Genomic DNA, 23408 nt, shown 5'->3' with positions numbered 1-23408 from the left:
TCAGGCGGCGGCACGGGCGGCGATCTCCTGCCGCTCCGCATTCAGTGCCGCCCGAACACTCTCACGTTGCTCGATGCGTTCGAGATAGGCATTCAGGCTGGGCCATTGCGAAAGATCGATGTCGTGGACGTGGCTCCACATGGCGATGGTGTAGCAGTAGGCGTCGGCAATCGTGAAGCGATCGCCGTGCAGGTACTCGCGCCCCGACAGCACGGTGTCGAGCCAGGCCAGCCGCTTGTTCAGGTTCTCTATCGCCAGCACCCGATACGCGGGAGGCGTGGTCGGTCGGAACAACGGAGTGAAGCCCTTGTGCAGTTCCGAACCGATGAAGTTGAGCCACTCGATGACACGGTATCGGTCCATCACGGCACCGGCAGCCAGCAACCCGCTTCCCGGCTTCATGTCGGCCAGGTACTGCACGATCACCGGGCCTTCGGTCAGCAACTCCCCTGCGTCGGTCTCCAAGGTCGGAACCTGTCCCTTCGGGTTGATGGCGAAGTAGTCGCCTCCGTCTTTGAGCTTCTTGGCGCGCACATCCACCCAGATCAGTTCCAGCGGGATACCCGCTTCTCGCGCCACGATGTCGACGGCCAGCGAGCATGCGGTGGGTGTCAGGTACAGCTTCATGTGTTTCCTCAGTCAGTTGTGGGGGTCTCGCGCCATGCCAGCGCCGTCAGGTCAAATTGCCATTTTTCCCATATTCCGATAATTTATTTGTTTCGTCAACACATCACCCACGAACCCGCATCGGCCATCCACCGGAAGGCCGGGCGCAGCCTCGAGCGACGCGGCCCCTAGAATTCCCAGCCATCGCTCAGCCGAAGGGAGAGGAGACCCATACATGCCGCGTGCAAACACAAAGACCAAGCCCCTCAAGGCGACTCCCAAGACGGCCCGCAAGACGCGCTCGGTCGCCGTCAAGGTCCGCGATTCGGAGCAGGACTCCTCGAGCCTCTCCCGGATGCTGAGCACGCTTCAACTCTTCACGCGCGAGCACCCGGTGCTGTCGGCCGAGGAGATCGCCAAGGGCGCGGGCGTTCCCACCAGCACGGCCTATCGCTACGTGAAGCAGTTGGCAACGGCCGGCTTGTTGGTTCGCTGGAAAGGCGGCTACACGCTCGGGCCCAGCATCATGGAACTGGACCTGCAAATCAGGGAGTGCGATCCGGTCATCCGTGCGGCGTCCGAACCCATGCGCACACTGTGTGCGCAGACAGGCCTGAACGCGCTGCTGACCAAGCTCTATGGCAACAAGGTCATGACCGTGCACATCGAATCCACGAGCGACACGGGCTCGCTTGCCTACGGCCGGGGCCGGCCGCTGCCCCTGTTCCGAGGCTCCAGTTCCAAGGCCATCACCGCCTTCCTGCCGGCCGCCAAACTGCGCCGACTCTTCGAGAACGGCGAGGCGCAGGGCGACGAACAGCTCAACGACTGGGAGAGCTTCCACGCCAGCATGTCGAACATCAGACGCCAGGGTTTCGCCCTCTCCGTCGGAGAGCTCAACAGCGGCATCGAAGGCATCTCCGCGCCCGTCTTCATCGAATCCCGGCAGGTCGTGGGCAGCATCACCCTCATTGGCGATGCGGCGCGCATGGCACTGCTGCGCGAGGAGGTCGTCATCGAAATGGTGAAAGCTGCGGCAGCCACGGTCAGCAGCGCCCTGCAGTAACGCGCCGGTAAAGCACCGCGCTTTCGCGCCCCGGAAAAGCCGGCATTTCTTTTTTGTTTGATTTTTTCCCAAAATATGAGAAAGTTCTTCTGACACAACACTGAAAGGCCGACCATGGTGCTTCGCTTGCTCCGAGACGCGCTGAAGATCGGACTTCTGGCTGCAGTGCCGCTCTCGGCCTGGACTCAACCTCAGGCGCAAGCGTTTCCCGCAAGGCCCATCACCATGGTTGTCGGCTTTGCCGCCGGCGGAGGCACGGACACAGCGGCGCGCTTGCTGGCGCAGGACCTGGCCGCCGAGCTGGGACAGCCGGTAGTGATCGAAAACAGGGCGGGCGCCGGAGGAATGATCGGAGCCGCCGCCGTAGCCAAGGCATCTGCGGATGGCTACACACTGTTCTTCGGGTCGGGCTCGGAGTTGACCGTTTTGCCGGCCCTGAAAAAGGCGGTGCCCTATGACACGCTGAAGAGCTTCAGGCCCATCACGCAAGTGGGCACCGTGTCGTTCATGCTGGTGGCGCATCCATCAGTCCCAGCCAGCAGCGTCGGCGAGTTGACCGCCCTTGCCCGGGCGAAGCCGGGGCAGCTGAGCTTCGCGTCCTACGGCGCAGGTTCGACCAATCACCTGATCGGTGAACTCTTCGCGATCAAGACGCAGACAAAACTGCTGCACGTGCCCTACAAGGGAAGCGCAGCTGCCGCGACGGACCTGGTCTCCGGCGAGGTGCAGATTGCGTTCGATACCGTGTCGGTGATGCTTCCGTATGTGCAGGCGGGAAGGCTCAAGGCACTTGGTGTCCTGTCTGCTCAGCGCACCACCCAGGCCCCCAATCTTCCAACGATGGCCGAGGCGGGTATCCCGGACCTGGTGGTTGACGGCTGGCTTGGTGTCATGGCCCCGGCGGGAACATCCGACGCCATCGTGCAACGCCTCGACAAGGCAATCGGAAACGCACTTGCCAAACCGCAGGTCGCAGAGGCCTTGGCGCAGCGCGGCGTGAAGGTATCCGGCGAAGGTCCAGGACCGTTTCGAGCCTTCATCGAACGAGATCAGGACAAGTGGCGAAGCGTTGTCCAGCACGCTCACATTCAACTCGAGTAGCCACTCCAACCCGACAGAGCACTTTTGCCGAAACCCGCATCGACGCCGGCACACGGTCGACCACCGCCGATCGACGACCCGGACCCGGCGCCGCCGAGCGCCTTCTTACCCCACTTGCCATGCTCAAGAAAATACCTCTCGCAGCGCTTGCACTGTTTACCGCTCTCGCATCCCTCAGCGCCCAGGCCGCTCCTGCATTCCCCGCAGATCGCCCGATCGCGTTGGTCGTGCCGTTTTCCGCCGGTGGCGGGACCGACATACTTGCCAGACTTGTGGCGGCCAAGCTGGGCGCGATGATTCGGCAATCCGTTGTTGTCGAGAACAAGCCGGGTGCCAACGGTGTTCTCGCGAGTCAGTATGCCGAACGAGCGAAAGCCGATGGCTACACGCTGATGTTCGGCGGCAGCTCGACCCACGTCCTGTCGCCGCTGCTGTCTCCGAAGAAGCAGCAGATGGAACAAACCCGCAAGAACTTCTCGATGGTCGGCATCGTGGCGGAAACACCGCTTGTACTGGCCGTGAACGCCAAGTCTTCGTTCAAGAATCTCGATCAGCTGCTGAAGGCTTCGCGCGACCGCGAGCTGACTTTCGGCACCTTCGGCTCCGGGTCGTCTCCCCACATCATGGGGGCGCTGCTTGCGGCGCGAACCAATGCGCGCCTGCAGCATGTTCCGTACAAAGGCTCTTCGCCCGCGATCACCGAGTTGCTCGGCGGTCACATCGACAGCGTGTTCCTGACAGTCGCCGCGCTCAGCAGCCATGTCGAAGACAAGGAAGTGCGCGCCTTGGCGGTGACCGGGGCCCGCCGCGTGCAGACATTGCCCGACGTTCCCACATTCAAGGAAGCCGGCGTATCGGGTTTCGAAGACTCGGGTTGGTTCGCTGTGTTCGCACCCGCCGGGACTCCGGAGCCTGTCATGGACTTTCTTCACGATGCCATCGGGCGCGTGATGGCAACCCCGGAAGTTCAGGCCAAGTTGGTGGAGCTTGGATTGCGCAGCGCGAACAGCAGCCGTGCGCTCCAGATGGCCGTGTGGGAGCGATCCATCGTCGCCACGCAGGGCATCCTGACTCAGGTCAAGATCGAAACGGACCGGTAGCGAACCGTCGCATGAGATTCGACTCAATTCCTGGTCGGCACGACGCTGGCCATTTATGCACTAGAAGAAGATGAGAAATGTCATGAAGCTTTATCACGAGGTGCGCGGCTGCTCGCTGGCTGTCGATATCGTTGCGCGCGAACTGCAAATCCCTCTTGAGCTTGAATGGGTCAACATGACCACCAAGCGTCTGAAGGACGGCACCGACTACTTTCAGGTCAACAGCAAGGGAACCGTGCCCACTCTCGAAATGGCCGACGGGCAGTATCTCAGCGAAGGCGCGGTCATCATGCAGTACTTGGCAGACCAGAGCCCGGGCAGTTCGCTGCTGGCGCCCCCGGGCACGCTCGAACGGTACCGGACGCTCGAATGGATGAGCTTCATCGGAGCGGACCTTCACAAGGGTGGCTTCATGCCGCTCTTCAAGGCGGCGACTCCTCCTGAATACGGGAGCATCGCTCGCCAATACCTCAATGGCCGACTGGGTTGGCTGAACACGCAGTTGAGCGACAGGAACTACCTCATGGGGTCCATCTTCACGATTGCGGATGCGCATTGCTACACCATTGCCATGTGGACAAGAGCCCATGCTATCGACACTGCGCCATGGCCCCACCTGGAAGCCTACCTCACCCGGACCGGTTCACGGTCCAGCGTGAAAGCGGCCGAGCAGGCAGCGCGCGAACAAGGTGAGCGTGAAAGCGCAGAGAGAATGCACAACACTCACTAACCGATTCGCGCACGCGCTCATCGCCGAGCCGACGGACGAGCGTGATCGCCCCCGTCACGGCCATAGCGCTTGAACTGGGTTACGCGATTGCGAGTGCGCTCGTCGGCGTGTCTACCGCACCTTCGAAGAGACACGCGCATCCATCGGGTGCATCGCTGGCCCGCATGCACCTCTTGACTCTATTCAATTGTCGCGGCGCTGCGCGCGCGTCTTTCGGCGCAAGTCGATGTGCCGCTCGCAGGCGGTCAAGTTCAAGCGGCACTTGACGCCGCCCGCTCCGCTGGCGACTTCGTCCAGTTGCTGATTTGGGCTAACGCGGGTGACACAGGCAAACGCACACTCGCCATGCGCCCAGAGTTCGGCGCGACTTTCTTCAACCTGCCAGAGCCTCTGGCATTTGTGCGATTTTCATCTGGCAGATCACCCATGACCCTGCAACTGAATCACTTTATCGAGGGCGCTTTGGTCCCTGCCTCGGACCATGCCCGCATGAGCCTCGTCAGTCCTGTTGACGAACTGGAATATGCCACCGCAGCGCGCGGCACGTCCGAGGACGTGCAGCGCGCCGTAGCGGCTGCGCATGCCCAATTGGAAAGCGGCGCCTGGAAGCTACTCAGCGGAGCGCAACGCGGCCACCTGCTGAGCAAGCTGGCCGACCTCGTCGAACGCGACACTGCGCTGTTGGCCGACATGGATGCCAATGCCATCGGACGCTCGCCGATGGAGCCCCGCATGATGGACGTTCCCAATGCCGTGGCCAACTTGCGTGCCGCAGCGGGCTGGGCCAACCAGCTTGAAGGCCGCGCCATCCCTACGGGCGGCTATATGGGGAATCGGACGCTCTCATACACGATCCGGGAGCCGATCGGCGTGGTCGGTGCCATCCTGCCGTGGAACTCGCCCCTGATGATCACGACATGGAAGCTGGCCGCTCTGTTGGCGGCGGGCTGCACCGTGGTGGTGAAGCCGTCAGAGGAAACGCCCCAATCCGCGCTGCATCTGGCTCTCCTCGCGCAGGAGGCGGGCTTTCCCGACGGCGTGATCAACGTGGTCACGGGCTACGGTGAGGTGGTCGGCCGTGCGCTTTGCGAGCATCCCGACGTGGCGAAGATCAGCTTTACTGGAAGCCCCGAAGCGGGACGGGCCATCCAGCGCATCGCAGCTCCGTTGTTCAAGCGAATCACACTGGAACTGGGTGGCAAGAGTCCGCAGATCGTATTTGATGATGCCTCCATGGAGGAGGCACTGCGCGGCTGCGCGATGGGCCTGTTCGTGAATCAGGGGCAGGTGTGCGCGGCTGGATCGCGGATCCTCGTGCAGCACGGCATCGCCCGCGAATTCGCGGCTGCATTGGCGGAGGCGGCGAATTCCATCACCGTGGGGGATCCGCGCCAACCCGGTGTGCAGATGGGCCCAGTGGCCAAGAAGGCGCAGTTCGACCGTGTGAATCGCTACGTGCAGATTGGCCTCGACGAAGGCGCCGAACTCCTTGCCGGCGGTGTGTCGCAGCCTGAGAGAGGATGGTTCGTGAAGCCCACCATCTTCGCCAACGCAACAAACTCAATGACGATTGCGCGGGAAGAGATTTTTGGTCCCGTGGGGACGATCATCGTCTTCGACACCGAGAAGGAAGCCATCGATCTGGCCAACGACTCCGCCTATGGCTTGGCCGCCACAGTGTGGACCAGCCACCTCGCGCGCGCTCACCGCGTCGCAGCCGCCCTCAAGGTCGGAGCCGTTGGCGTGAATTGCTGGAGCCCTCTGGATGCGAACCTGCCATGGGGTGGACTCAAGACGAGCGGCATTGGCCGCGAGGGCGGGTTGTCCGGTGCCCTCGCGTATACCGAAGAAAAGGTTGTCACTGTGCTGTTGCCAAACTGACCTTGGTGCTGCAGTCAAAAGAAGAAGGAGATTGCGATGGGTTGGCGCAACAGAATCGACGCTTACGGAAATGCCTCAATGCTGTTCCATTGGTTCACAGCGGGGGCATTCATCACCGCCTATGTGATTGCGTACTATGTGATCTGGATAGTCGATCCGGAAACAAGTATCAAGCCGGCACTCTTCGGCATCGCTCCGGAGCCTGACCGGGTCATCCCGCTCCTCAATATCCACTGGATTCTGGGTATCTCCATCGGCGTGCTCACGCTGCCGCGGCTCGTCTGGCGGCTCTGGGGAGGCGTCCCCCACCACGTCCCCGGTTCACGCCTGGAACATCTCGCCGCGGACGTGGCCCATTGGGCGCTGTACGCCTTCCTCATCCTTATGCCCGTGACAGGCTACATGACGACGTATCACCCGACTGATTTCGGGCTCTTCGTGATTCCGGCATGTCGAGACACGGCCTTTGCGGCCTGGGTCCGGGACCTCTTCGGCTTGAGTGTCAAAGACCTGGAAGACATCATGTGGTCGATTCACAGCTTCTGCGGCAAGTGGCTGGCATGGCCGCTGGTGGTGCTGCACGTCGCTGCGGCTCTTGTGCATCACTTCGTTCGCAAGGATGCCGTGCTGCGGCGGATGCTGCCGTTGAAGCCCCTGCCCCATGTCGTTCCGGGACACACCCATCCAGAAAAACGCTGCAACCCCTGATCTGCAAGACCTCCGGCACGGTTCAACAGGCCGACGCCCGGCCTGGCGCTGAACGGGGTCGGAAGACTGGGTCATTGGAGGATCCTTTCATGCAAGAAGCTCGAAGCCTGGTGCTCCCGGCCGTGCTGGGCTGCATCGCGCAGACCAGCCTGGCACAGCCCGCTGTTGCTCAACTACCACCTGTGCATGTGATGGATACGCGGACTGCAGCCGGCAGCACGCTGTCGCTCGACGTGCCCAACAGCACCGGCTCGCGCCTGGGCCTCACCGCTCGCGAGGCGCCGGCCAGCGTCAGCAGTCTGGAAGCGGCCGATATCGCCGAGCGTGACCTCACGCGTGCCCAGGACGTGGCCGTGCGCATGCCCGGCATCAGCGAAGCGCCCGCTCCGGGGAATGGCGGCACCAGCTTGGTTGCGCGCGGCTTCGTCGGCCACAACTCGGTAGCCCAGTTGGTCGACGGAACACGTCTCACCGTCGCAGCAGGCACCGTCACCTATCCCTTCTCGACATGGCCCATGGAGTCGGTCGAGGTCCTGCGAGGCCCTGCGTCGGTGCTCTATGGCGACGGAGCCATCGGCGCGGCCGTGAACTATGTGACCAAACGCCCCGGCTTCGAGCGCACCCAGCGCGAGGCCTTCCTGGGCGGCGGCTCCTTTGGCACAGTGCAAGGGGGCGTGGGCCTGCGCGGCCCCATCAACGATGTGCTGGCTTATTCGGTCTACCTCGATGCAGAAAGAAGCGACGGCTATCGCCAGTTCATGGATGTGCAGCGCCGCAACTACGCGCTGACACTGGCGGTGCGCGCGAGCCGCGACATGAGCGTGACCCTCTCCCTCGACGGCGGCGTGAACGACGACGCGCGCTACTTTGGTACACCGCTGCGCAATGGTGTGTTGGACCAGCGGCTGCGCCGGACGAACTTCAACGTCTCCGACTCAGTGGTCAAGTACAACGACCGCGTCTGGCGCGCCAAGGTGGACTATCAGGTCGCCGCCGGCCTTCGCCTGCGCAACGAAACCTACCACCTCACCACCGCCCGGCACTGGCGCAACGCCGAGGACTACAGTTTCAGTGCCCCGGGAACCAGCGTGGACCGCAGCGATTACCTGGAGATCCTGCACGACCAGGAGCAGACCGGCAACCGATTCGACGCGACCTTCGACGGCACGCTGGGCGGCTTGAAGAACCGCTTCATCGTGGGCCTGGACTGGTACCGTACCCGGCTCGTGCACACCAACAATTCGCCCTATGGGGGCGCCAGTGCGGTAGACCCCTACAACTTCGCGCCTGGCGTCTTCATCAGTCCTGTTCCCACCATTCCGGGCCGCGCGTCAGAGCTGGAGACCACCGCCTTGTTTGCCGAGAACGCGCTCGACCTGACTCGGCAGTGGAAGCTGGTTGCAGGCCTGCGCAGCGACCGCATGGAACTCCACAGCACGGACCTGCGCAGCGGCGTGAACCTGGCCAAGAAGTATTCGCCCGTCACCGGCCGCCTGGGCGCCGTGTGGTCGCCCAGCGAGACGCTGTCGCTGTATGGCCACTTCGGCACCGGTACCGACCCGCTTTCGGGCGCGCTCTCGCTGCCCGGCGGCGGCAACACCTTCGACCTCACGAAGGGCCGCCAGGTCGAGTTGGGTGCCAAGGGCGCCGTGCCCGCCGTGCGCGGTGAATGGACGGTGGCGCTGTACAAGATCGAAAAGAGCAATCTGCTCTCACGCGATGCCGGCAACCCCAACGTCACGCAGCAGATCGGCCAGCAGTCCTCTACCGGTATCGAGTTGGCCTTCGCTGCCGAGCCCGTGCGCGGTTGGACGATCGACGCCAATGCCGCCTTCTTGCGCGCGCGCTACGACGATTTCGGGGAACGGGTCTCGGGCGCCCTGGTCTCGCGCAACGGCATGACGCCTCCCGGCGTGCCCGAGCGCACAGCCAGCGTCTGGACAACGTGGCGCTTCCTGCCGCAATGGCAGGTGGGCTTCGGCGCGCGCTACGTGGGTGAGCGTCAGGGCAACACCGCCAACACCACGAAGCTGCCGTCGTACGTGGTACTCGACGCGTCGCTGGCCTACGAACATTCACCCAACCTCAGGTTCAGCCTGTCCGTGAAAAACCTGGCCAATCGCGACTACGCGCTGACAGGCACCGCCAATACAAGCTGGCTGCTGGGTGCTCCGCGCACAGTGCAACTCACCGCGCGAGCGAGCTTCTGATCCGCGCCTGCTGTACAGCAGGCGCGGATTGGGGAATTCCCTAGCCTCAGGACGAACTGCCGTTTTGGGCTAAGGCCACATCACGAAGCGGCCTAACCTTGGCATGCATCGCGATGGCGCAGTGGCATTTTGAGAGGCCACAGATCAATACAAGAGTGGAGACACCCGCAATGAGACATCCGAGGTTATCGCCGTCCTCAATCAGAAGGCGCCTCGTGCTGGCAGTGATCGCATCGGGCCTGCTGCCATTGACTGCATCGGCACATCACTCCTTTGCCATTTTCGACAGAACCAAGACCACCGCGGTCAAAGGCCTCGTCGGTCGGTTCGACTGGACGAATCCCCACGTGACGATCTACGTGGATGCAGAGGGCACGCCGGCCCAGCGATACAAGGTCGAGACCGGAAGCATCAACGCCCTGGCCAGATCGGGCTGGAAATCCGATTCGATCAAGGTTGGCGACAAAGCAGAGGTGTCGTTTCACCCGCTGAAGAACGGTGATCCTGGAGGGTTGCTCATCGAGATCAAGATCGGCAGCGTGGTTCTGACGGGGGGAGGATGATGACGCGCCGCCCAGCCCTTTGTACTGAGACCGACGACGTCCGCCGGGTGGAGATATCGATATGACAATGACACGACGCTCTCGTGCGGGCTTGCTGGCCCTGTTCATCGCCGCAGCTGCCGCAGTGACGTTCATCGCCTCCGAACGCGGTGGTGGTCCTGCAGAAGCGCAGAAGCTCGGCATCAGCGGAACGTGGGAAAGAACACCGGACGACTGGTTTGGCGAGGATCCGGACAACCCTGTATTGCCAGGCGGAAAGATCGACCTGAAAGAGCCCTTCCTCAGTGAATACGAGACGCTGAAGAAGAAGCAGGCTGAGGCCAACGAAGCCGGGACCCCGCTTGCCACAACGAGCAGCAAGTGCCTCCCGGAGGGAATGCCCACGCTGATGGCGGCGCTTTTTCCGATCGAGATTATTCACAACAACAAGCAAGTGGTCGTGCTCGGCGAGTATCTCCAGCAAGTACGTCGCATCCTGTTGACCGAACCGATGCCGTCAAAGGACAAGCTGGAGGCCACGTTCCAAGGGCAATCGCGCGGGCGGTGGGAGGGCGACACGCTCGTGGTGGAGACCCAAGGTATTCGGCCCGAGGCGCGGCTGTACGACGTTCCGCATGGGAAGGACATGAAGATCACGGAGCGAATCCGGCTCAAGGATCCCGATCATCTCGAGAACCAGATCGTGATCGAGGATCCGGAAGTTCTTAACGCGCCGTATCGCTTCACCTTCGAATACAAGAGGTCCGACTACAGGATCCAGGAATACGTCTGTGAGAACAACCAGATCGTGATCGACAGCGAGGGAAAGACCGCCCTTCGTCGCAACTGACACCGCCGCCCTGCCCCCTCACTCCATCCCAAGAGCGGACGTACTGAAATGAATTGGATCTCGAGCGGTCTGATGCGTGCCGTGCTGCAAAGCGCTTTGGTTTCGCTCAGCGTTTCCGGGCTGTCGTGGGCGGAGGTTCCCACCACGCCCACGATCGTGGCAGTCCCCCCCTCCGGCAAGGCGCCCTTGTCTTCGGCGCAGCGCAGGGGCACGGAGTACATCGACCTGGCGCGCCACGGGTATGTCGAAGAGGAGTACTACCTTTCGGGCATCGCGCCAGCCATCACCGCCGCAGGCGAGACGCTGCTGCAAGCCCCATATACCACGCGCATTCTCGTGCGCAAGCCGATCGACCCGGCACGCTTCAATGGAACCGTGGTGATCGAACCGTTCAGCTGGTTCGGCGAGCGTGGAGCCGGCTGGATCCTCACCCGCGACTACCTGCTGCGGCGAGGATACGCCTACGTCGGCTACACGCTGAACATCAACAAGCCAAAGCGTGATCCCAAGTTCATCTCCGAAATGGCGGCGGAGGAAGCCGACGGCATCAGGCAGTACGGCCGGATCGTGAACTTCGACTTCATGCGCCGGTACGACTACGCACGCTACGCACCGCTGGGCACGTACTCCGATCCCGAGCGCTTCAAGCGCGGCAGCGTTGCCGATCCCTTCGTTCCGCAATCGCAGGCCATTGCGGCGCAGCTTGCGATGGCGTTGAAATCCAATGCGCCACAAGGTCCGCTCACCGGACTCGAAGTTCATCGCGTGTATGTCAACAGCTGGGCCGTGACGGCCCAGGTGTGGATGGACTATCTCGACCAAGGGCGTCACCAGCAATGGCGGATGCCCGATGGTGGTCCCCTGATCGACGCCTATATGACTGGCCGCATGGCCTACGGCGAAGTCGGGGGTGACGCCATTCGCGTACCTCGCAAGATGCCCGACGGCGTGCCATTCGTGACGGTCTACAGCCAGTCCGAATTGATGCACGACGCGATCGAGGGCATCGAGCTGCCGCCGGACACGGACAGTCCGAAACTTCGCTACTACGAAGTGACCGGCATGCCGCATCTGCGCCTGGCGGACCTCGGCACGGAGCATTCGGAGCGCCTGGCCGCCGATGTCGGCAAAGGTCGCGATCCTCGCTGCCAGACCTTGTACGACGAGCCGGTCGAAATGCTTGCCTCGGCCTTGCTCGACGGCATGGACCGCTGGGTCCGCGAAGGTACAGCGATGCCCAAGGCGCCACGGGTGGCACGCAAGGGCAAATCGGTGGTGCGCGACCCCGCAACCGGCAACATGCTCGGCGGCGTCCGCCCCCCCTGGATCAGCGTGCCATCCAGCCGCTACATGACCGACCAGGAGACCCGCTGCGGCCTGATCTACGACACCAAGATTCCGTACTCGCGTACGCAGCTGCGCAAGCTCTACGGAACCGGTGAAATCTACGCAAAGAAGTTCGAGGAGGCCAAGGCGCTGTCTGTCAAGGAGGGTTATCTCCTTCCCGAAGACGCCGCGAGCTTGCGCCCGATCGCGAAGCCAGGTGACTTCTGACGAGAAGTTCCATGGTCCCGGCCTGCCAGGCAAGCCAATCCTGATTCTTTTCATTGAAAGGCGACAGATGTCCTCGGAGACCTTCATCGCGTGGCTCTATGAGTCCGCGCCCAGCACCATGATCCGGGACGTGTCCTGGATCGTTCCGACCGTGCAGTGCATCCACATCATTGCGATCGCCGTGATCTTCGGCTCGGCATTCGTTTCCGATCTGCGCCTTGCAGGCGTACTGGCCACGGATGAGTCCCCGGGCAAAGTCGTTCGCCGCTATTTCCCGTGGATGTGGCGCGCGCTCATCGTGCTGCTCCTCACCGGGCTGGTCATGAGCATCGGTGAGCCTGAACGCGTTCTGACGAACTCGACGTTCTGGCTCAAGATGGTGCTGGTCGTTGCCGCCTTCACGTTGACCTGGCTCGCGCGGCGTCCGCTCCTGTCTCCGGACGCGGAGGCCAGTGGCGCTCGATGGGCACACCTCGTCAAGCCGATCTCCTGGCTATCGCTTTTCCTGTGGTGCTGCGTGATCGTCTGCGGCCGATGGATTGCTTACACGATCTAGGTCGCCTCCTCTTTGACGCAACGCTCACCGGTACCTTCCATGGTCATTCAATCCATCCTCCAAGCCGTTCAAGATTCCCGGCTTTCGACTTTCATCCGGGAGACCGGTGTGGCATTTCCGGCGCTCGAGTCAGTGCATGTGATTGCGATCACGCTGGTGCTCGGAATCATTGCCATTGTGGATCTGCGGCTCATCGGCTGTGCCTCGCACCGCTGCAGCGCCCATCGGCTGATGCAAGAGCTGCTGCCATTTACCTGGGTGGCCTTCATCGCCTCCGTGGCGACGGGCCTGCTCATGTTCGCGTCGAATGCCACTACCTACGCCGAGAACAGCCTGTTCTGGTGGAAGATGACCATCCTGGTCTTCGCCGGCATCAACATGGCGATCTTCCATCTGGGCATCTATCGCCGGATCGGCGAATGGGACGAACTGCTGCCGCCGCCGCGCGCGGCGCGCGCCGCGGGATTGAGCTCGATGGGGTTGTGGATCGTTGTGATTGTTCTCGGCCGATGGATAGGATTCTCCTCGTGAGCGCGGGAGGCAGTCTCGTGGGGCGCAGCATCCGGCGGGCGTTGGGTGACTCACCGGCCTTGAAAGGTGGGAGCGCTCGACTCTGGACCGTGCGTCCCCTCACCGGCAGGCTTGAAACGCTCATGATGCCTCTGCTGTTCGTGGCGATGGTCGGCAGCCTGGCAGGCTACGTGCTGTTGCGCCCCGCCCATCCTGAACCCCCGAAACCCCTCAGCTGGCAGATCAGGTCCTTCGACGGCCTCAGGCCCGCCGACCAGGCCATTCACGGCGCGCTGCTGCCCGCCTCGGAAGAGATCATCTGGTTCAACAACGACACGGGCGGCTGGATCTCCCTCGCGGACGCCCAGCGGATGCTGCTCCCGCCCTTCTATCAGGACACCTTCTGGAAGGCGAATGGGGAGGTGCATTGGCAATTGATCCTCCCCGGCGCTCACCAGCCCCATGCCAGCCAGCCCGGCGCAGAGAGCGGCCATCGTGAGACGCCTGCCGCGGCGGCGCCGAACGCTGTGTCCGAAGGCACGCAGGGTCAGGGTGCCACCGTCTACTACGGCTCTGCTGGCAAGGCGCCGGCCCAAAGCGCCTACCTGCTGGTGATCGGACATGCGCACGCGGGGGTGATGTGGGCGAACCAGGCCACCATCTGGATCCATCCCGATGCCCTGGCGCCCTACCCCGAGATCGTCAAACCCGAAGCACTGGTCGCCAAGGGATGGCGGCAAGTCATCGCCTATAACGGCGCGAGTGAAGTCGAGCGCATCAAGGAGGCTCGATGACGGCCACGTCGAAGAAGCTTTCGCTGCGCCGGCGCGGGACGACGATGTGCCTGCTGCTTCTGGGATGCGGATTGGTCGGCCCGGCACTGGCCGCGGGTAAAAAGCTCAAGGTGGGCGTCACCTTGCACCCCTACTACAGCTTCGTCGCCAACATCGTCGGAGACAAGGCAGAGGTGGTCCCGCTCATCGCGGGAGATGCGAATCCGCACAACTATCAGCCGCAGACGGAAGACATCACGCGTGCCATGTCACTCGATGCGCTGGTGGTCAACGGCATCGGGCACGACGAGTGGGCCTTCGAGATCGTCAAGGCAGCCGGACGCAAGGGGACGCTGCCGCTCATCTACGCCAATGCTTCGGTGGCGCTCATACCGATCGCGGGGGACCAGGGCGACGCCAAGGTCGTCAATCCCCACACCTTCGTGTCCACCACCGCGGCCATCCAGCAAGTGTTCGAAATCACCCGGCGCCTGGGAGAGCTCGACCCGGACAACGCCGCCGCGTACCGGCGCAATGCCGCCGCCTATGCGGCGCGGATCCGGGGGCTGCGTGCGGAGTTCATGACCCGTTTTGCCAATCTCGACCTGTCGTCGTTCCGATGCGCCACGACACACGCGGGCTACGACTACCTGATGCAGGAGTTCGGCCTGACCGTGACGGCGGTCATTGAGCCGCGCCATGGCGTTGCGCCGACCGCGCGCCAGCTCGCCAACACGGTCGATGCCATCAGGAAGGCGAACGTCCGCGTGCTCTTCGCTGAAAAATACTTCTCCATCGGCCTGGGCAAGCCAATCGAGGAAGCCACGGGCGTGAAGATCTTTGCGCTCTCTCACATCACCGGCGGACCGTACACCGCGGACCGGTTCGAAGTGGAGATGCGCGAAAACCTCCAAACTTTGGCCTCGGCCATCGAGTCCACGCGCCGTTGAAGGAGAAAGACCGATGCGTGGCCCGGCCCTGGTATTCGAGCATGTCACCCTTCAGTTGGGTGGAACGCGTGTTCTGGACGACGTGACGTTCCGCGTCGAGGCCGGTGCGCTGCACTGCCTGGTCGGTCCGAACGGCGGCGGCAAGACCTCATTGGCCCGCGCCCTGTTGGGCCAGATGCCGCATTCGGGGCATATCCGCCTCGAAGGTGATGTGGTGGGTCCGATCGGCTACGTTCCTCAGTTGCCGGAGTTCGACCGCAACTTGCCGATGACGGTGGATGACGTCATGGCGCTCCTCAGTCAGCGCAGGCCCGCCTTCATGGGCGCCTCCCGACCGGGCCGGGAAGCATGCGCCGCGGCCCTGCAGCGAACCGGCGTCCAGGTCTCAGGCAGGCGCCCCTTCGGAGCCCTCTCCGGCGGGGAGCGGCAGCGCGTCCTGTTGGCACAGGCCCTGAATCCGGCGCCATGGCTGCTGGTTCTTGACGAGCCCACCACCGGTGTCGACAGGCCGGGCATGCGGCTGCTCGAGGATCTGGTGGCCGAACTGCATGCGCGTGGGGTCACCATCCTGTGGATCAATCATGACCTGGATCAGGTGATGCGTCTCGCCCAGTGCGTGACCAGCATCAATGGTCAAGTCCTTTTCCATGGCTCTCCCGCCGAAGCACTCGACTGGACGCATTTTCGGTAAGAGACCAGCCAATGACGCCCGTATACGAATTCATTCGCAACCAGTTGCAGGCACTCGCCGAACGAGGTGCCTTGCCAGAGCCGTTCCAGTATGAGTTCCTGATCAATGCGCTGCTGTGTACGTTGCTGATCGGCCCGCTGCTGGGGGTGCTGGGCTCGATGGTCATGATCAAGCGGATGGCATTCTTCAGCCAGGCTGTCGGCAATGCAGCCATGACGGGCGTGGCCATCGGGGTGCTCATCGGCGAGTCCTACACGTCGCCCTATGTCTCGATGTTTGCCTTCTGCCTGCTGTTCTCTCTGACGCTCAAGTACGCACAGCACCGCACGACGTTGTCCAACGACATCCTGATCGGCGTCTTCCTGTCAATCTCGCTGGCCCTGGGGGCCTCTCTGTTGCTGTTCGTGTCCGCAAAGATCAATACCCACGTCATGGAAAGCGTGCTGTTCGGCTCCATCCTGGCGGTCGACCACACCGACATGAACGTGCTGCTTGTCGTCACGGTGATCTGCGCCTGCATTGGACTGCCGATGTACAACGCGATGCTGCTGGCCAGCATCAACCCGAGCCTGGCACATGCAAGGGGCGTGCGGGTGCGCTTTGTGGAATATGTATTTGTCGCCATGGTCACGCTGGTGACCGTGGCCTGCCTGAAGATCATTGGTGCCGTGCTCGTCGAAGCTCTTCTTCTCATTCCGGCGGCGGCAGCCCGCAACGTCAGCCGCTCACTGGGTGAATTGGTCGCGCGCTCGGTCGCCATCGCGACGGTGTCCTGCGTGCTCGGCATCCTGCTGCCGATGCAGCTGCATATCCCGGTCCCCACGGGCGGGGCGATTGTCCTCGTCGCTGCGGCGATCTTCGTCTTTACCTCCGTCGTTCGAGCCCGCGCGCCCCGGTTCCGAAGCGCTGGCATCTAGAGCGCACTCCATGACCTTCCGAAACTGGTTGACGATCTTGGTGTTCGCGTGGGGCGCCCCTCTTGCGGCACATGCAGGCGCCGGCGGTGAAAAATGCCGCGTGCTTACGGCACTTCCTGCACTACACGCCCTCACCTCCGCCCTCACCGAAGGGACAGACATCGAAGCTATACGCCTGCCTGAAGGTGCTGCAGTGCCAATGGAAGCACAGGGCAACGCGCTCGCACGCTTGCAGGCCGACGCGTTCATGAAGGCAGAAGCGGTTGTCACGCTGCGCAACCTGTGGCGCGCGGACCCGCTGTATCCGACGGCGCGCCGGCACAACCTGCGCATCATCGAGATCGATGCATCGCGCTCGTGGGATGCCGCGAAGCCGGGGTTGTCGGTGCTCGAAACACCAAGGAACAACGTCCCCTGGGTTGAGGCAGCTGGCCCGGATGCGGGGCCGTCGCCCTACGCTTGGCTCAGCCCCGACAACGGCATGCGCATGGCGGCACTGATCGCTGCCGACCTGGAGCGCTTGTCGCGTCCGGATGCCAACCGGATACAGCAGAACCTCGCCGCCTTCGAAGGGCGCTTGCGCCGATTGAAAGCCGAATATGGCGCACGCATGGCGGCGCAGCGCGACCCTCGCGTTCTTTCGCTGGCCAGCGAGTTCGCCTACATGCTGGGCGACTTCGGCGTGTTCGTCGAAGGCTGGTATGTCAAACAGGATGTCGACTGGAGCGATGGCGATCGCTCGGCGCTGAGCCGCTACTTGCGCGAGCGAGACATTCGGCTGGTTGTCCACAAGTGGAAACCGGACGAGCGGATCGTCAAGGCCATCGAGAAAGGCGGCGCGCGGCTGCTGGTACTGGATGCGGGCAACCCCGGCATTCTCACCGACGAGGCCGGCGCCTACGAGGCCCTTCTGAGGTGGAACATGAATGCCTTGTCGACGGCTCTAGCAGAAACCGCCGGCGACGCAATGAAAGACACGGACCGCTCGCCCCGGCGTTGAGCGGCATGTGAATGAAGGAAAAGACTTGATGAGGCCATTGCTCTCGCTTCGTGGGACGTCGGTTGCTGGAATTCTCTCCGCGTGCGCGGCGGCGCATGCGCATGCGCCCGTCCTTGACTGCTACATCAAACAAGACCAGGTGCAATGCGAAGCTGGTTTCTCGGACGGCAGTTCAGCCGCCGGAAAAAAGATCCAAGTGCTCGACGCCAAGAACAAGGTGCTGCTGGAGGGCGTCCTTGACAACGCCGGCACCTACGTATTCAAGCCACCAGGCGTCGATTACCACGTGGTCTTTCTCGGTGGCGACAACCACCAAACCACGCTGTACAGCTCCAACATCACCAAATGAGGACTTTGATGAACTTTCTTCGCCGAGCCGGAGTGCTCACGTTGGCCGGTTGCCTGGCCGCACTGCCCGTGCAAGCCCATTTTCAGACACTGTATGTCCAGGAGTCGACACTCGAACGCGGCACAGATCTGGAATTCGCGCTGGTGTTCACCCATCCCTTTCAGGGTGGACCCACGATGCCGATGGCAGAGCCGCGTTCCTTCAGCGTGACCACCCACCGCGCCGGCGCAGAGCCGGTGAAGGCTGATCTCAAGAAATACCTGCGCCCCGTCGAATGGAAAGCGGGTGGCCGGCGGGCCGCAGCGTTCCGGGCCTCCATCCCGAGAGAGGTGGTGCGCTCGCTCGGAGATCACGTGTTCGTACTCGAGCCCGAGCCCTATCTCGAGACAGAGGAAGACCTGTACATCCAGCAGTTCACCAAAGTCGTTGTGAATGTCGGCGGCGTGCCCAGCGGTTGGGCCAACACGCAGGGCCTTCCGGTCGAGATACAGCCCCTCACGAGACCGTACGGCATCTGGACCGGCGGCGTTTTCCGCGCGATCGTTTTGTCGGACGGCAAGCCGGTCCCCTTTGCCCGCGTGGAGATCGAGTATCTGAACCACCCGGTCGATCTCAAGACGGGGGCATTCGGACGAAAGGCGCACGTGACGGCGCCTCATGCCGCATACGAACGCCTGAGCGTTGTCGCCGATACCGAAGGCGTCATCGCGGTCGGCTTGCCCAAAGCGGGATGGTGGGGCATTGCGGCCTTGGACATCGGTACCGCGAGAAGCCACAAGGGAAAGACCATGTCGCAGGACGCCGTGCTGTGGGTCCAGGTCAAGGACATGAAGTGACATCGAGTGGCAGATGCCCAAGAGGTCCCCCTGGGCGGCAAAGCTCATGAAGCGCGCGCTGATCTTCGCTCACAAGTGGCTCGGCGTTGTCCTGGCGCTTTTTTTCCTGATGTGGTTTGCCTCCGGCATGGTGCTGCACTATGTGCCGTTTCCCAACCTGTCGCAGGTGGATCGGCTCGAAGGGCTCGCGCCGCTGCGGGTAGAGCCGGGCTGCTGCTTGACGGCGGAAGCGATCGCGCAGCGCGCCGGCATCGGCTTGGGCGCTGCAAGGCTGGGCATGCACGCCGACGTGCCTGTCTGGCGCATCCTGGCCGGCGAGGCCGAGGGCCGCGCCCCCGTCTGGCGGACCTTCGACGCGGAAAGCGGCGCACCGGTCGCGCCGCTGATTGCGCAACAGGCCGCGCTGGTCGCCCAGGCCTTCAGCGGCCGCAAGGCTGTAGACACCGAGGAACTGGAGCGCGACCAATGGACGGTGCCGCAGGGACTCGATCCTTATCGTCCGCTGGTGAAGGTCAGGCTGGCCGGCGACGACGGCCTTGAGTTATATGTGTCACGCGGCAGCGCCGAAGTGGTTCGAGACACGCGCCGGGCCGAGCGTTTCTGGAACTGGATCGGCGCGGTGCCGCACTGGATCTACCCGACAGTGTTGCGCCAGTTTCCGCAGGCGTGGAACCAGGTCGTGGTCTGGCTGTCGATTCCGGGCGTGGTGCTTGCGGCCACCGGGCTTGCGCTGGGCATCTGGCAGATCTTCCTGAATCGCACCCGCTGGATTCCCTATCGCAAGTTCTGGATGCGATGGCATCACATCGCGGGCCTTGTGGCCGCAGTCTTCACGCTGACGTGGATGTTCTCGGGCTTGATGTCGATGAACCCGTACGGCGTTTTCGGTCCGCGCAGTGCCTTGCCTTCCGAGCAAGCGCGTTGGTTCGGTGCGCCATCGGTCGCACAGCTTCAACCGCGCGACGCACTTGCCGCGCATGCCCGAAGCTCGCCGAACGCCGACGCCCTGGAACTTGAGCGTGTGCAGTTTGCAGGGCACACCTGGTATCGCGTCCATACCCGCGTGGGCCAAAGCGTAATGCGCGCCGATGCCGCCGCGCCGGCTCCGGTGTTGCACGCCAGGTTTCCTGAGGAAGAGATCGCGCGGGCGCTGGGAGGCATCCGGGGCGCCGGGCATGTTCCGGTCGAGTTGCGGCGGATCGACGCCTACGACAGCGCCTACTACGTGCAGAACGCCGCGTCCTCCGACGTACGGGATACGCGTCCGCTGCCGGTGTGGCGAGCCCGATGGGCGGACGGGATCGACCTGTATGCGGATCCGCTGTCGGCCAGGGTGCTGCTGCGTATCGCCCCCTCGGGCCGCTGGCAGCGTGTGCTGTACCAGGGCATGCACAGCCTGGACTTCGAGGCATTGCGCAACCGGCCGTTGGTGCGCGACGGCGTCGTGATGATGCTGTCGCTTCTCGGCCTTGCGCTGTGCATCACGTCGTGCGTGATCGGTTGGCGAATTTTCGCGAGCAAGGTCAGGCCGCGCCGCATGCCCAAGCTCGATGAGCCCTGGTCGCCATCTTCTTGAATTCCTCGCGATTGCTGATTTGGGCTACCACCCCACCCACGGGCAACAGGACACTCGCCCCGCTTGTGGTCGACTCCCTGTCTCCATGGCGCGGTCGTCGTCGAACGACGACAACGCGCACGCTCTGCCGCCGCATGGGCGCCCATCACAAGTCTCTCACGACACAACACAGGAGACAACATGCGTCCGATCCGCAGCCTACCCTTCATTTCACTCACCGCCCTTTGCGTGCTCACGCCTGCGGCCCATGGCTATGAACTCTACGCCGAAAGCGAAACGACTCTGAACGCAGAGCTCAAAGCGGGCTACGGCATGTTCGGCACCCGGCGCAACTATGTGGGTCGACCCGGCGGTTTCCGATGGCAAGAGGGCTTCGCCAAGTACGGCCTGAACGGCTCCACCGACCGGATCGGCAGCGGGACGCTCTACGGCGCACTGAGTGCGATCAGCACGGCTACATGGGGAGACGGGGACCCCGGCGGCATTACCACGGGCCGGGAACACCGCACACGGTTCGAGGACGCGTACGTGGGATGGAAGTCGGGTGACTTGTTTCCCGCATTGGGCAAGGACGGAATCGACTTTTCCGCGGGCCGCCAGGTTGTGAAAGCCGGCTCCGGCTTCCTGGTCAACGACGACGGCGTGAATCCCGGCAAAGGCCTGGCAGATGGACGCTATGACCGCGGCGGTGCCTACTACTTCGGCCAGCGCCTGGCGTTCGCCAGGACGGCTGTCCTGCGTCTGGGCGGCACCGAGGGACTGCACGGAAGCGCGATGTGGCTCAAGTCGAACACGCGCCTGCAGGCCAACACGGAGATTGCGGTCGGGACGCTCGACTACACCGCCCCCGAAGGCACCGTCGGATTCACCTTCATCCGCGGCCTGGACGTCGATGAGCGATACGCCATCTCACCGACGCGTCTGGAGCGCAAGGGCATGAAGATCTATAGCATTCGCGCGGACGGCAACGCCGGAATTCCGGATGCAGACTTCGCATTCGAGTACGCCTACCAAAAGAAGCGCTCTCGCAACGACAACGCATGGTACGCGGAGGCGGGCTATACGTTTTCCGACGTGGCATGGCAGCCTTCGCTGAGCTACCGCTACACCCGGTATTCGAAAGAATTCGACTCCCTGTTTCAGGGTGGCTTCCGCGGGCGGTACCAGGGCGAGGTCGCATCGAACTATGCGTTCTCGTACAACTTCAACACCCGCATCCACGACGTCGCACTCACCGTTCGGCCGCTTGAGAAGCTGGCAGCGACGCTGATGTTCTTCGACTTCAGGACGCTCGCCGACCGCTCGACGCTAAACCTGGACGCGCGCGAATTGGCTCTTTACCTGGATTGGGCCATCACCAAGAACCTGACTTTCTCGCCGATCATTGGGATCTACAAGCCTCGCAAATACGAGGGCAACGGGGGCAATCAAAGCGGCAGCGCCAAGGCCAATCCCTATCTCAAGCTGATGGTGGTGGCAAGCTTTTAAACGGTGCACCACGCCGCGTCGTGCCCAGAAAGGGCCGGGAACGTATGCGGCGGGGAGTGCTGCACATGATGGGCTGGCGTGCAGACTGCTCTTCCGGCGAGCGATGCCATCGGCGACGCCAATGAACTCCACGATCCTGTGGGCACCGGAGGTGCTTTCTGCCACCAGCGCGACGATTCGACGCGCTGCTTCAGGCAGCGTATGCCCGGGCCTCTTCCGCCCGCTTGGTCTGGGACGGCAGGACACCGAACAGTTCCTGGTATTCCGCTGCGAAATGGCTCAGGTGGAAGAAGCCCCATCGGGAGGCCGCGTCGCCAATGGAAAGCTCGGAGGCCGGAGTCGACATGAGAGTCCGACGTACTCCGTTCAGGCGCACGGAGCGCAGGTAGTTCAAAGGCGTAGTCTCAGCGACCAAGCGAAAGCTGTTTTGGACAGTGCGCCGGCTCACCTGAAGGCGTTGGCACAACTCGATCACGCTGGGCACGTTGATCGTCTCCGACATCGCCAATCTGTGGCACTTCTCAACGATGAAACTGTGCGTGGAGCTGCCGCTGCGCTGCCGCCTGTCGCAGGCCGGGTCGGTCATCAGCACCAGAAGTTCATCCAGCATGGCCTGTTCCAGCTCGCGCTCGCGCGCCTGCGTATTGCCAAGCTCCTCGTTGACAAGCGCTTCGGAGAACATCGTGAGCAAACGCTGGCGACACTCTGCAAGACGCGGCGGCGGCACCTTGATTACTGGTTGCCGAAGCAAGATCTGGATCTCGCTAGCCGAAGCGGTGTCGCCCAACGCGGCTTCGAAGAATTCGCGCTCGAAGGTAATCGCCAGCATGTCCATGCCTGTTGGCATGTGGAACATGAACTCCTCTCCGCCACGAAGAAAAAAGATGCTGCTGTAGTCCGCCTCGCGTCCCTGCATCCGGATCGCCCCCGGGATCGCAAGTGGCACCGCGAAACACACCCTGCCCTTCGGCGCCTCCCCGTGCTGCACCACCCGCTGGTTGATTTGCTCCCGAAAGACATGGCATCTTGCACTCGTGAGTTGCATGAGTGAACTCTCGAGCGACCCAGCAGTGATCTGGCTGTAGGTCTGGTTCCACTCCTGCACCGAGACCGCGTGGGCATGTATGTCTTGAAAGCGATGGATGCTTTGATTCACCGGCTGGCACTCCTTGAAGGACGGCTGCTTTTTGCTATGCCAAATTCTCACATAGACGAAATTTTGCACAGATCGATCAGAGCTTCATAGAGGGGAAACCCCTTTAGGCGAAGGACAGCTTCGCGGCCAACGCAAAGGCCGTGCCGATCAAACGCCGTTGACCTGTTGAATGCTTGTCCAATGCGGAGCGCCTTGGCGTGCAGTCCGTCCGATCCTCCGCAGCTCGTCAGAGAGATTGCACAAGGCAAGCCCGTTGCC

The 23408-nt window shown here is 62.8% G+C and carries 23 protein-coding genes; 21 read left to right on the top strand and 2 right to left on the bottom strand.

Going from position 1 to position 23408, the window contains the following annotated elements; translation table 11 throughout:
* Positions 1-627 carry a glutathione transferase GstA gene (gene gstA, locus ACCD11_RS05715; protein WP_413312851.1) on the bottom strand — a complete coding sequence of 209 codons (627 nt, stop codon included), beginning with the start codon at positions 625-627 and terminating at the stop codon, positions 1-3.
* A gap of 214 nt (positions 628-841) precedes the next feature.
* Between gstA (ACCD11_RS05715) and ACCD11_RS05710 the strand changes: the two genes are divergently transcribed.
* The 21 genes from ACCD11_RS05710 to ACCD11_RS05610 all read left to right on the top strand — a co-directional run bounded on the left by ACCD11_RS05710 (position 842) and on the right by ACCD11_RS05610 (position 21994).
* The gene (locus ACCD11_RS05710) at positions 842-1672 is read left to right on the top strand and encodes an IclR family transcriptional regulator (RefSeq protein ID WP_413312850.1); all 831 of its coding nucleotides are present in this window, start codon (positions 842-844) and stop codon (positions 1670-1672) included.
* Between the two features lie 114 nt (positions 1673-1786).
* Complete coding sequence (locus ACCD11_RS05705) at positions 1787-2773, top strand: tripartite tricarboxylate transporter substrate binding protein (protein ID WP_309929003.1); 987 nt, start codon at positions 1787-1789, stop codon at positions 2771-2773.
* 119 nt (positions 2774-2892) lie between these two features.
* Positions 2893-3873 carry a tripartite tricarboxylate transporter substrate binding protein gene (locus ACCD11_RS05700; RefSeq protein WP_145745771.1) on the top strand — a complete coding sequence of 327 codons (981 nt, stop codon included), beginning with the start codon at positions 2893-2895 and terminating at the stop codon, positions 3871-3873.
* Between the two features lie 82 nt (positions 3874-3955).
* Complete coding sequence (gene gstA, locus ACCD11_RS05695) at positions 3956-4603, top strand: glutathione transferase GstA (RefSeq protein ID WP_413312849.1); 648 nt, start codon at positions 3956-3958, stop codon at positions 4601-4603.
* Positions 4604-5029: 426 nt separating this feature from the next.
* Positions 5030-6484, top strand: a complete 1455-nt coding sequence (locus ACCD11_RS05690) for an aldehyde dehydrogenase family protein (protein WP_309928998.1) — start codon at positions 5030-5032, stop codon at positions 6482-6484.
* A gap of 36 nt (positions 6485-6520) precedes the next feature.
* Complete coding sequence (locus ACCD11_RS05685; protein WP_413312847.1) at positions 6521-7192, top strand: cytochrome b; 672 nt, start codon at positions 6521-6523, stop codon at positions 7190-7192.
* Between the two features lie 89 nt (positions 7193-7281).
* Positions 7282-9402, top strand: coding sequence for a TonB-dependent siderophore receptor (locus ACCD11_RS05680; protein WP_309928994.1), 2121 nt, complete (start codon positions 7282-7284; stop codon positions 9400-9402).
* 215 nt (positions 9403-9617) lie between these two features.
* Positions 9618-9965, top strand: a complete 348-nt coding sequence (locus tag ACCD11_RS05675) for a DUF6152 family protein (protein ID WP_209499599.1) — start codon at positions 9618-9620, stop codon at positions 9963-9965.
* 61 nt (positions 9966-10026) lie between these two features.
* Positions 10027-10794: a hypothetical protein gene (locus tag ACCD11_RS05670; protein ID WP_307614353.1), complete on the top strand. Its 768-nt coding sequence runs from the start codon at positions 10027-10029 to the stop codon at positions 10792-10794.
* A 48-nt stretch (positions 10795-10842) separates the two neighbouring features.
* Entirely contained in the window at positions 10843-12348 is a 1506-nt protein-coding gene (locus ACCD11_RS05665) for an alpha/beta hydrolase domain-containing protein (RefSeq protein ID WP_309928990.1), read from the top strand.
* Positions 12338-12904 carry a DUF6644 family protein gene (locus ACCD11_RS05660; protein WP_307614351.1) on the top strand — a complete coding sequence of 189 codons (567 nt, stop codon included), beginning with the start codon at positions 12338-12340 and terminating at the stop codon, positions 12902-12904. The genes ACCD11_RS05665 and ACCD11_RS05660 overlap by 11 nt, the downstream gene beginning before the upstream one ends.
* Positions 12905-12943: 39 nt before the next feature.
* A complete protein-coding gene (locus ACCD11_RS05655; RefSeq protein WP_145745778.1) occupies positions 12944-13435 on the top strand; it encodes a DUF6644 family protein in 492 nt (163 codons plus the stop codon).
* A gap of 122 nt (positions 13436-13557) precedes the next feature.
* Entirely contained in the window at positions 13558-14208 is a 651-nt protein-coding gene (locus ACCD11_RS05650) for a hypothetical protein (protein ID WP_413312843.1), read from the top strand.
* Positions 14205-15137 (top strand): metal ABC transporter solute-binding protein, Zn/Mn family, encoded by a 933-nt coding sequence (locus ACCD11_RS05645; RefSeq protein ID WP_413312841.1) that lies wholly within the window; start codon positions 14205-14207, stop codon positions 15135-15137. The genes ACCD11_RS05650 and ACCD11_RS05645 overlap by 4 nt, the downstream gene beginning before the upstream one ends.
* 13 nt (positions 15138-15150) lie before the next feature.
* Positions 15151-15828, top strand: a complete 678-nt coding sequence (locus tag ACCD11_RS05640) for a metal ABC transporter ATP-binding protein (RefSeq protein ID WP_192322832.1) — start codon at positions 15151-15153, stop codon at positions 15826-15828.
* An 11-nt stretch (positions 15829-15839) separates the two neighbouring features.
* The gene (locus tag ACCD11_RS05635; protein ID WP_413312839.1) at positions 15840-16745 is read left to right on the top strand and encodes a metal ABC transporter permease; all 906 of its coding nucleotides are present in this window, start codon (positions 15840-15842) and stop codon (positions 16743-16745) included.
* Positions 16746-16755: 10 nt separating this feature from the next.
* Complete coding sequence (locus ACCD11_RS05630; protein WP_209535076.1) at positions 16756-17745, top strand: metal ABC transporter substrate-binding protein; 990 nt, start codon at positions 16756-16758, stop codon at positions 17743-17745.
* Positions 17746-17773: 28 nt separating this feature from the next.
* A complete protein-coding gene (locus tag ACCD11_RS05625) occupies positions 17774-18094 on the top strand; it encodes a hypothetical protein (protein WP_309928978.1) in 321 nt (106 codons plus the stop codon).
* Between the two features lie 8 nt (positions 18095-18102).
* Positions 18103-18930: a DUF4198 domain-containing protein gene (locus ACCD11_RS05620; protein WP_309928976.1), complete on the top strand. Its 828-nt coding sequence runs from the start codon at positions 18103-18105 to the stop codon at positions 18928-18930.
* A 46-nt stretch (positions 18931-18976) separates the two neighbouring features.
* Positions 18977-20506 carry a PepSY domain-containing protein gene (locus tag ACCD11_RS05615; protein ID WP_413312837.1) on the top strand — a complete coding sequence of 510 codons (1530 nt, stop codon included), beginning with the start codon at positions 18977-18979 and terminating at the stop codon, positions 20504-20506.
* Positions 20507-20686: 180 nt separating this feature from the next.
* On the top strand, positions 20687-21994 hold the full coding sequence (locus ACCD11_RS05610) for an alginate export family protein (protein WP_307614343.1): 1308 nt from the start codon (positions 20687-20689) through the stop codon (positions 21992-21994).
* A 190-nt stretch (positions 21995-22184) separates the two neighbouring features.
* Here the strand turns inward: ACCD11_RS05610 and ACCD11_RS05605 are convergent, their stop codons facing one another.
* Positions 22185-23150 (bottom strand): helix-turn-helix domain-containing protein, encoded by a 966-nt coding sequence (locus tag ACCD11_RS05605; protein ID WP_309928961.1) that lies wholly within the window; start codon positions 23148-23150, stop codon positions 22185-22187.
* Between the last annotated feature and the right edge of the window lie 258 nt (positions 23151-23408).

Source organism: Variovorax sp. Varisp36, assembly GCF_047304235.1.
Classification (GTDB): domain Bacteria; phylum Pseudomonadota; class Gammaproteobacteria; order Burkholderiales; family Burkholderiaceae_C; genus Variovorax.
Note: the sequence above shows the minus strand (reverse complement) of the source record. Positions and strands in the feature narration are given on the sequence as shown.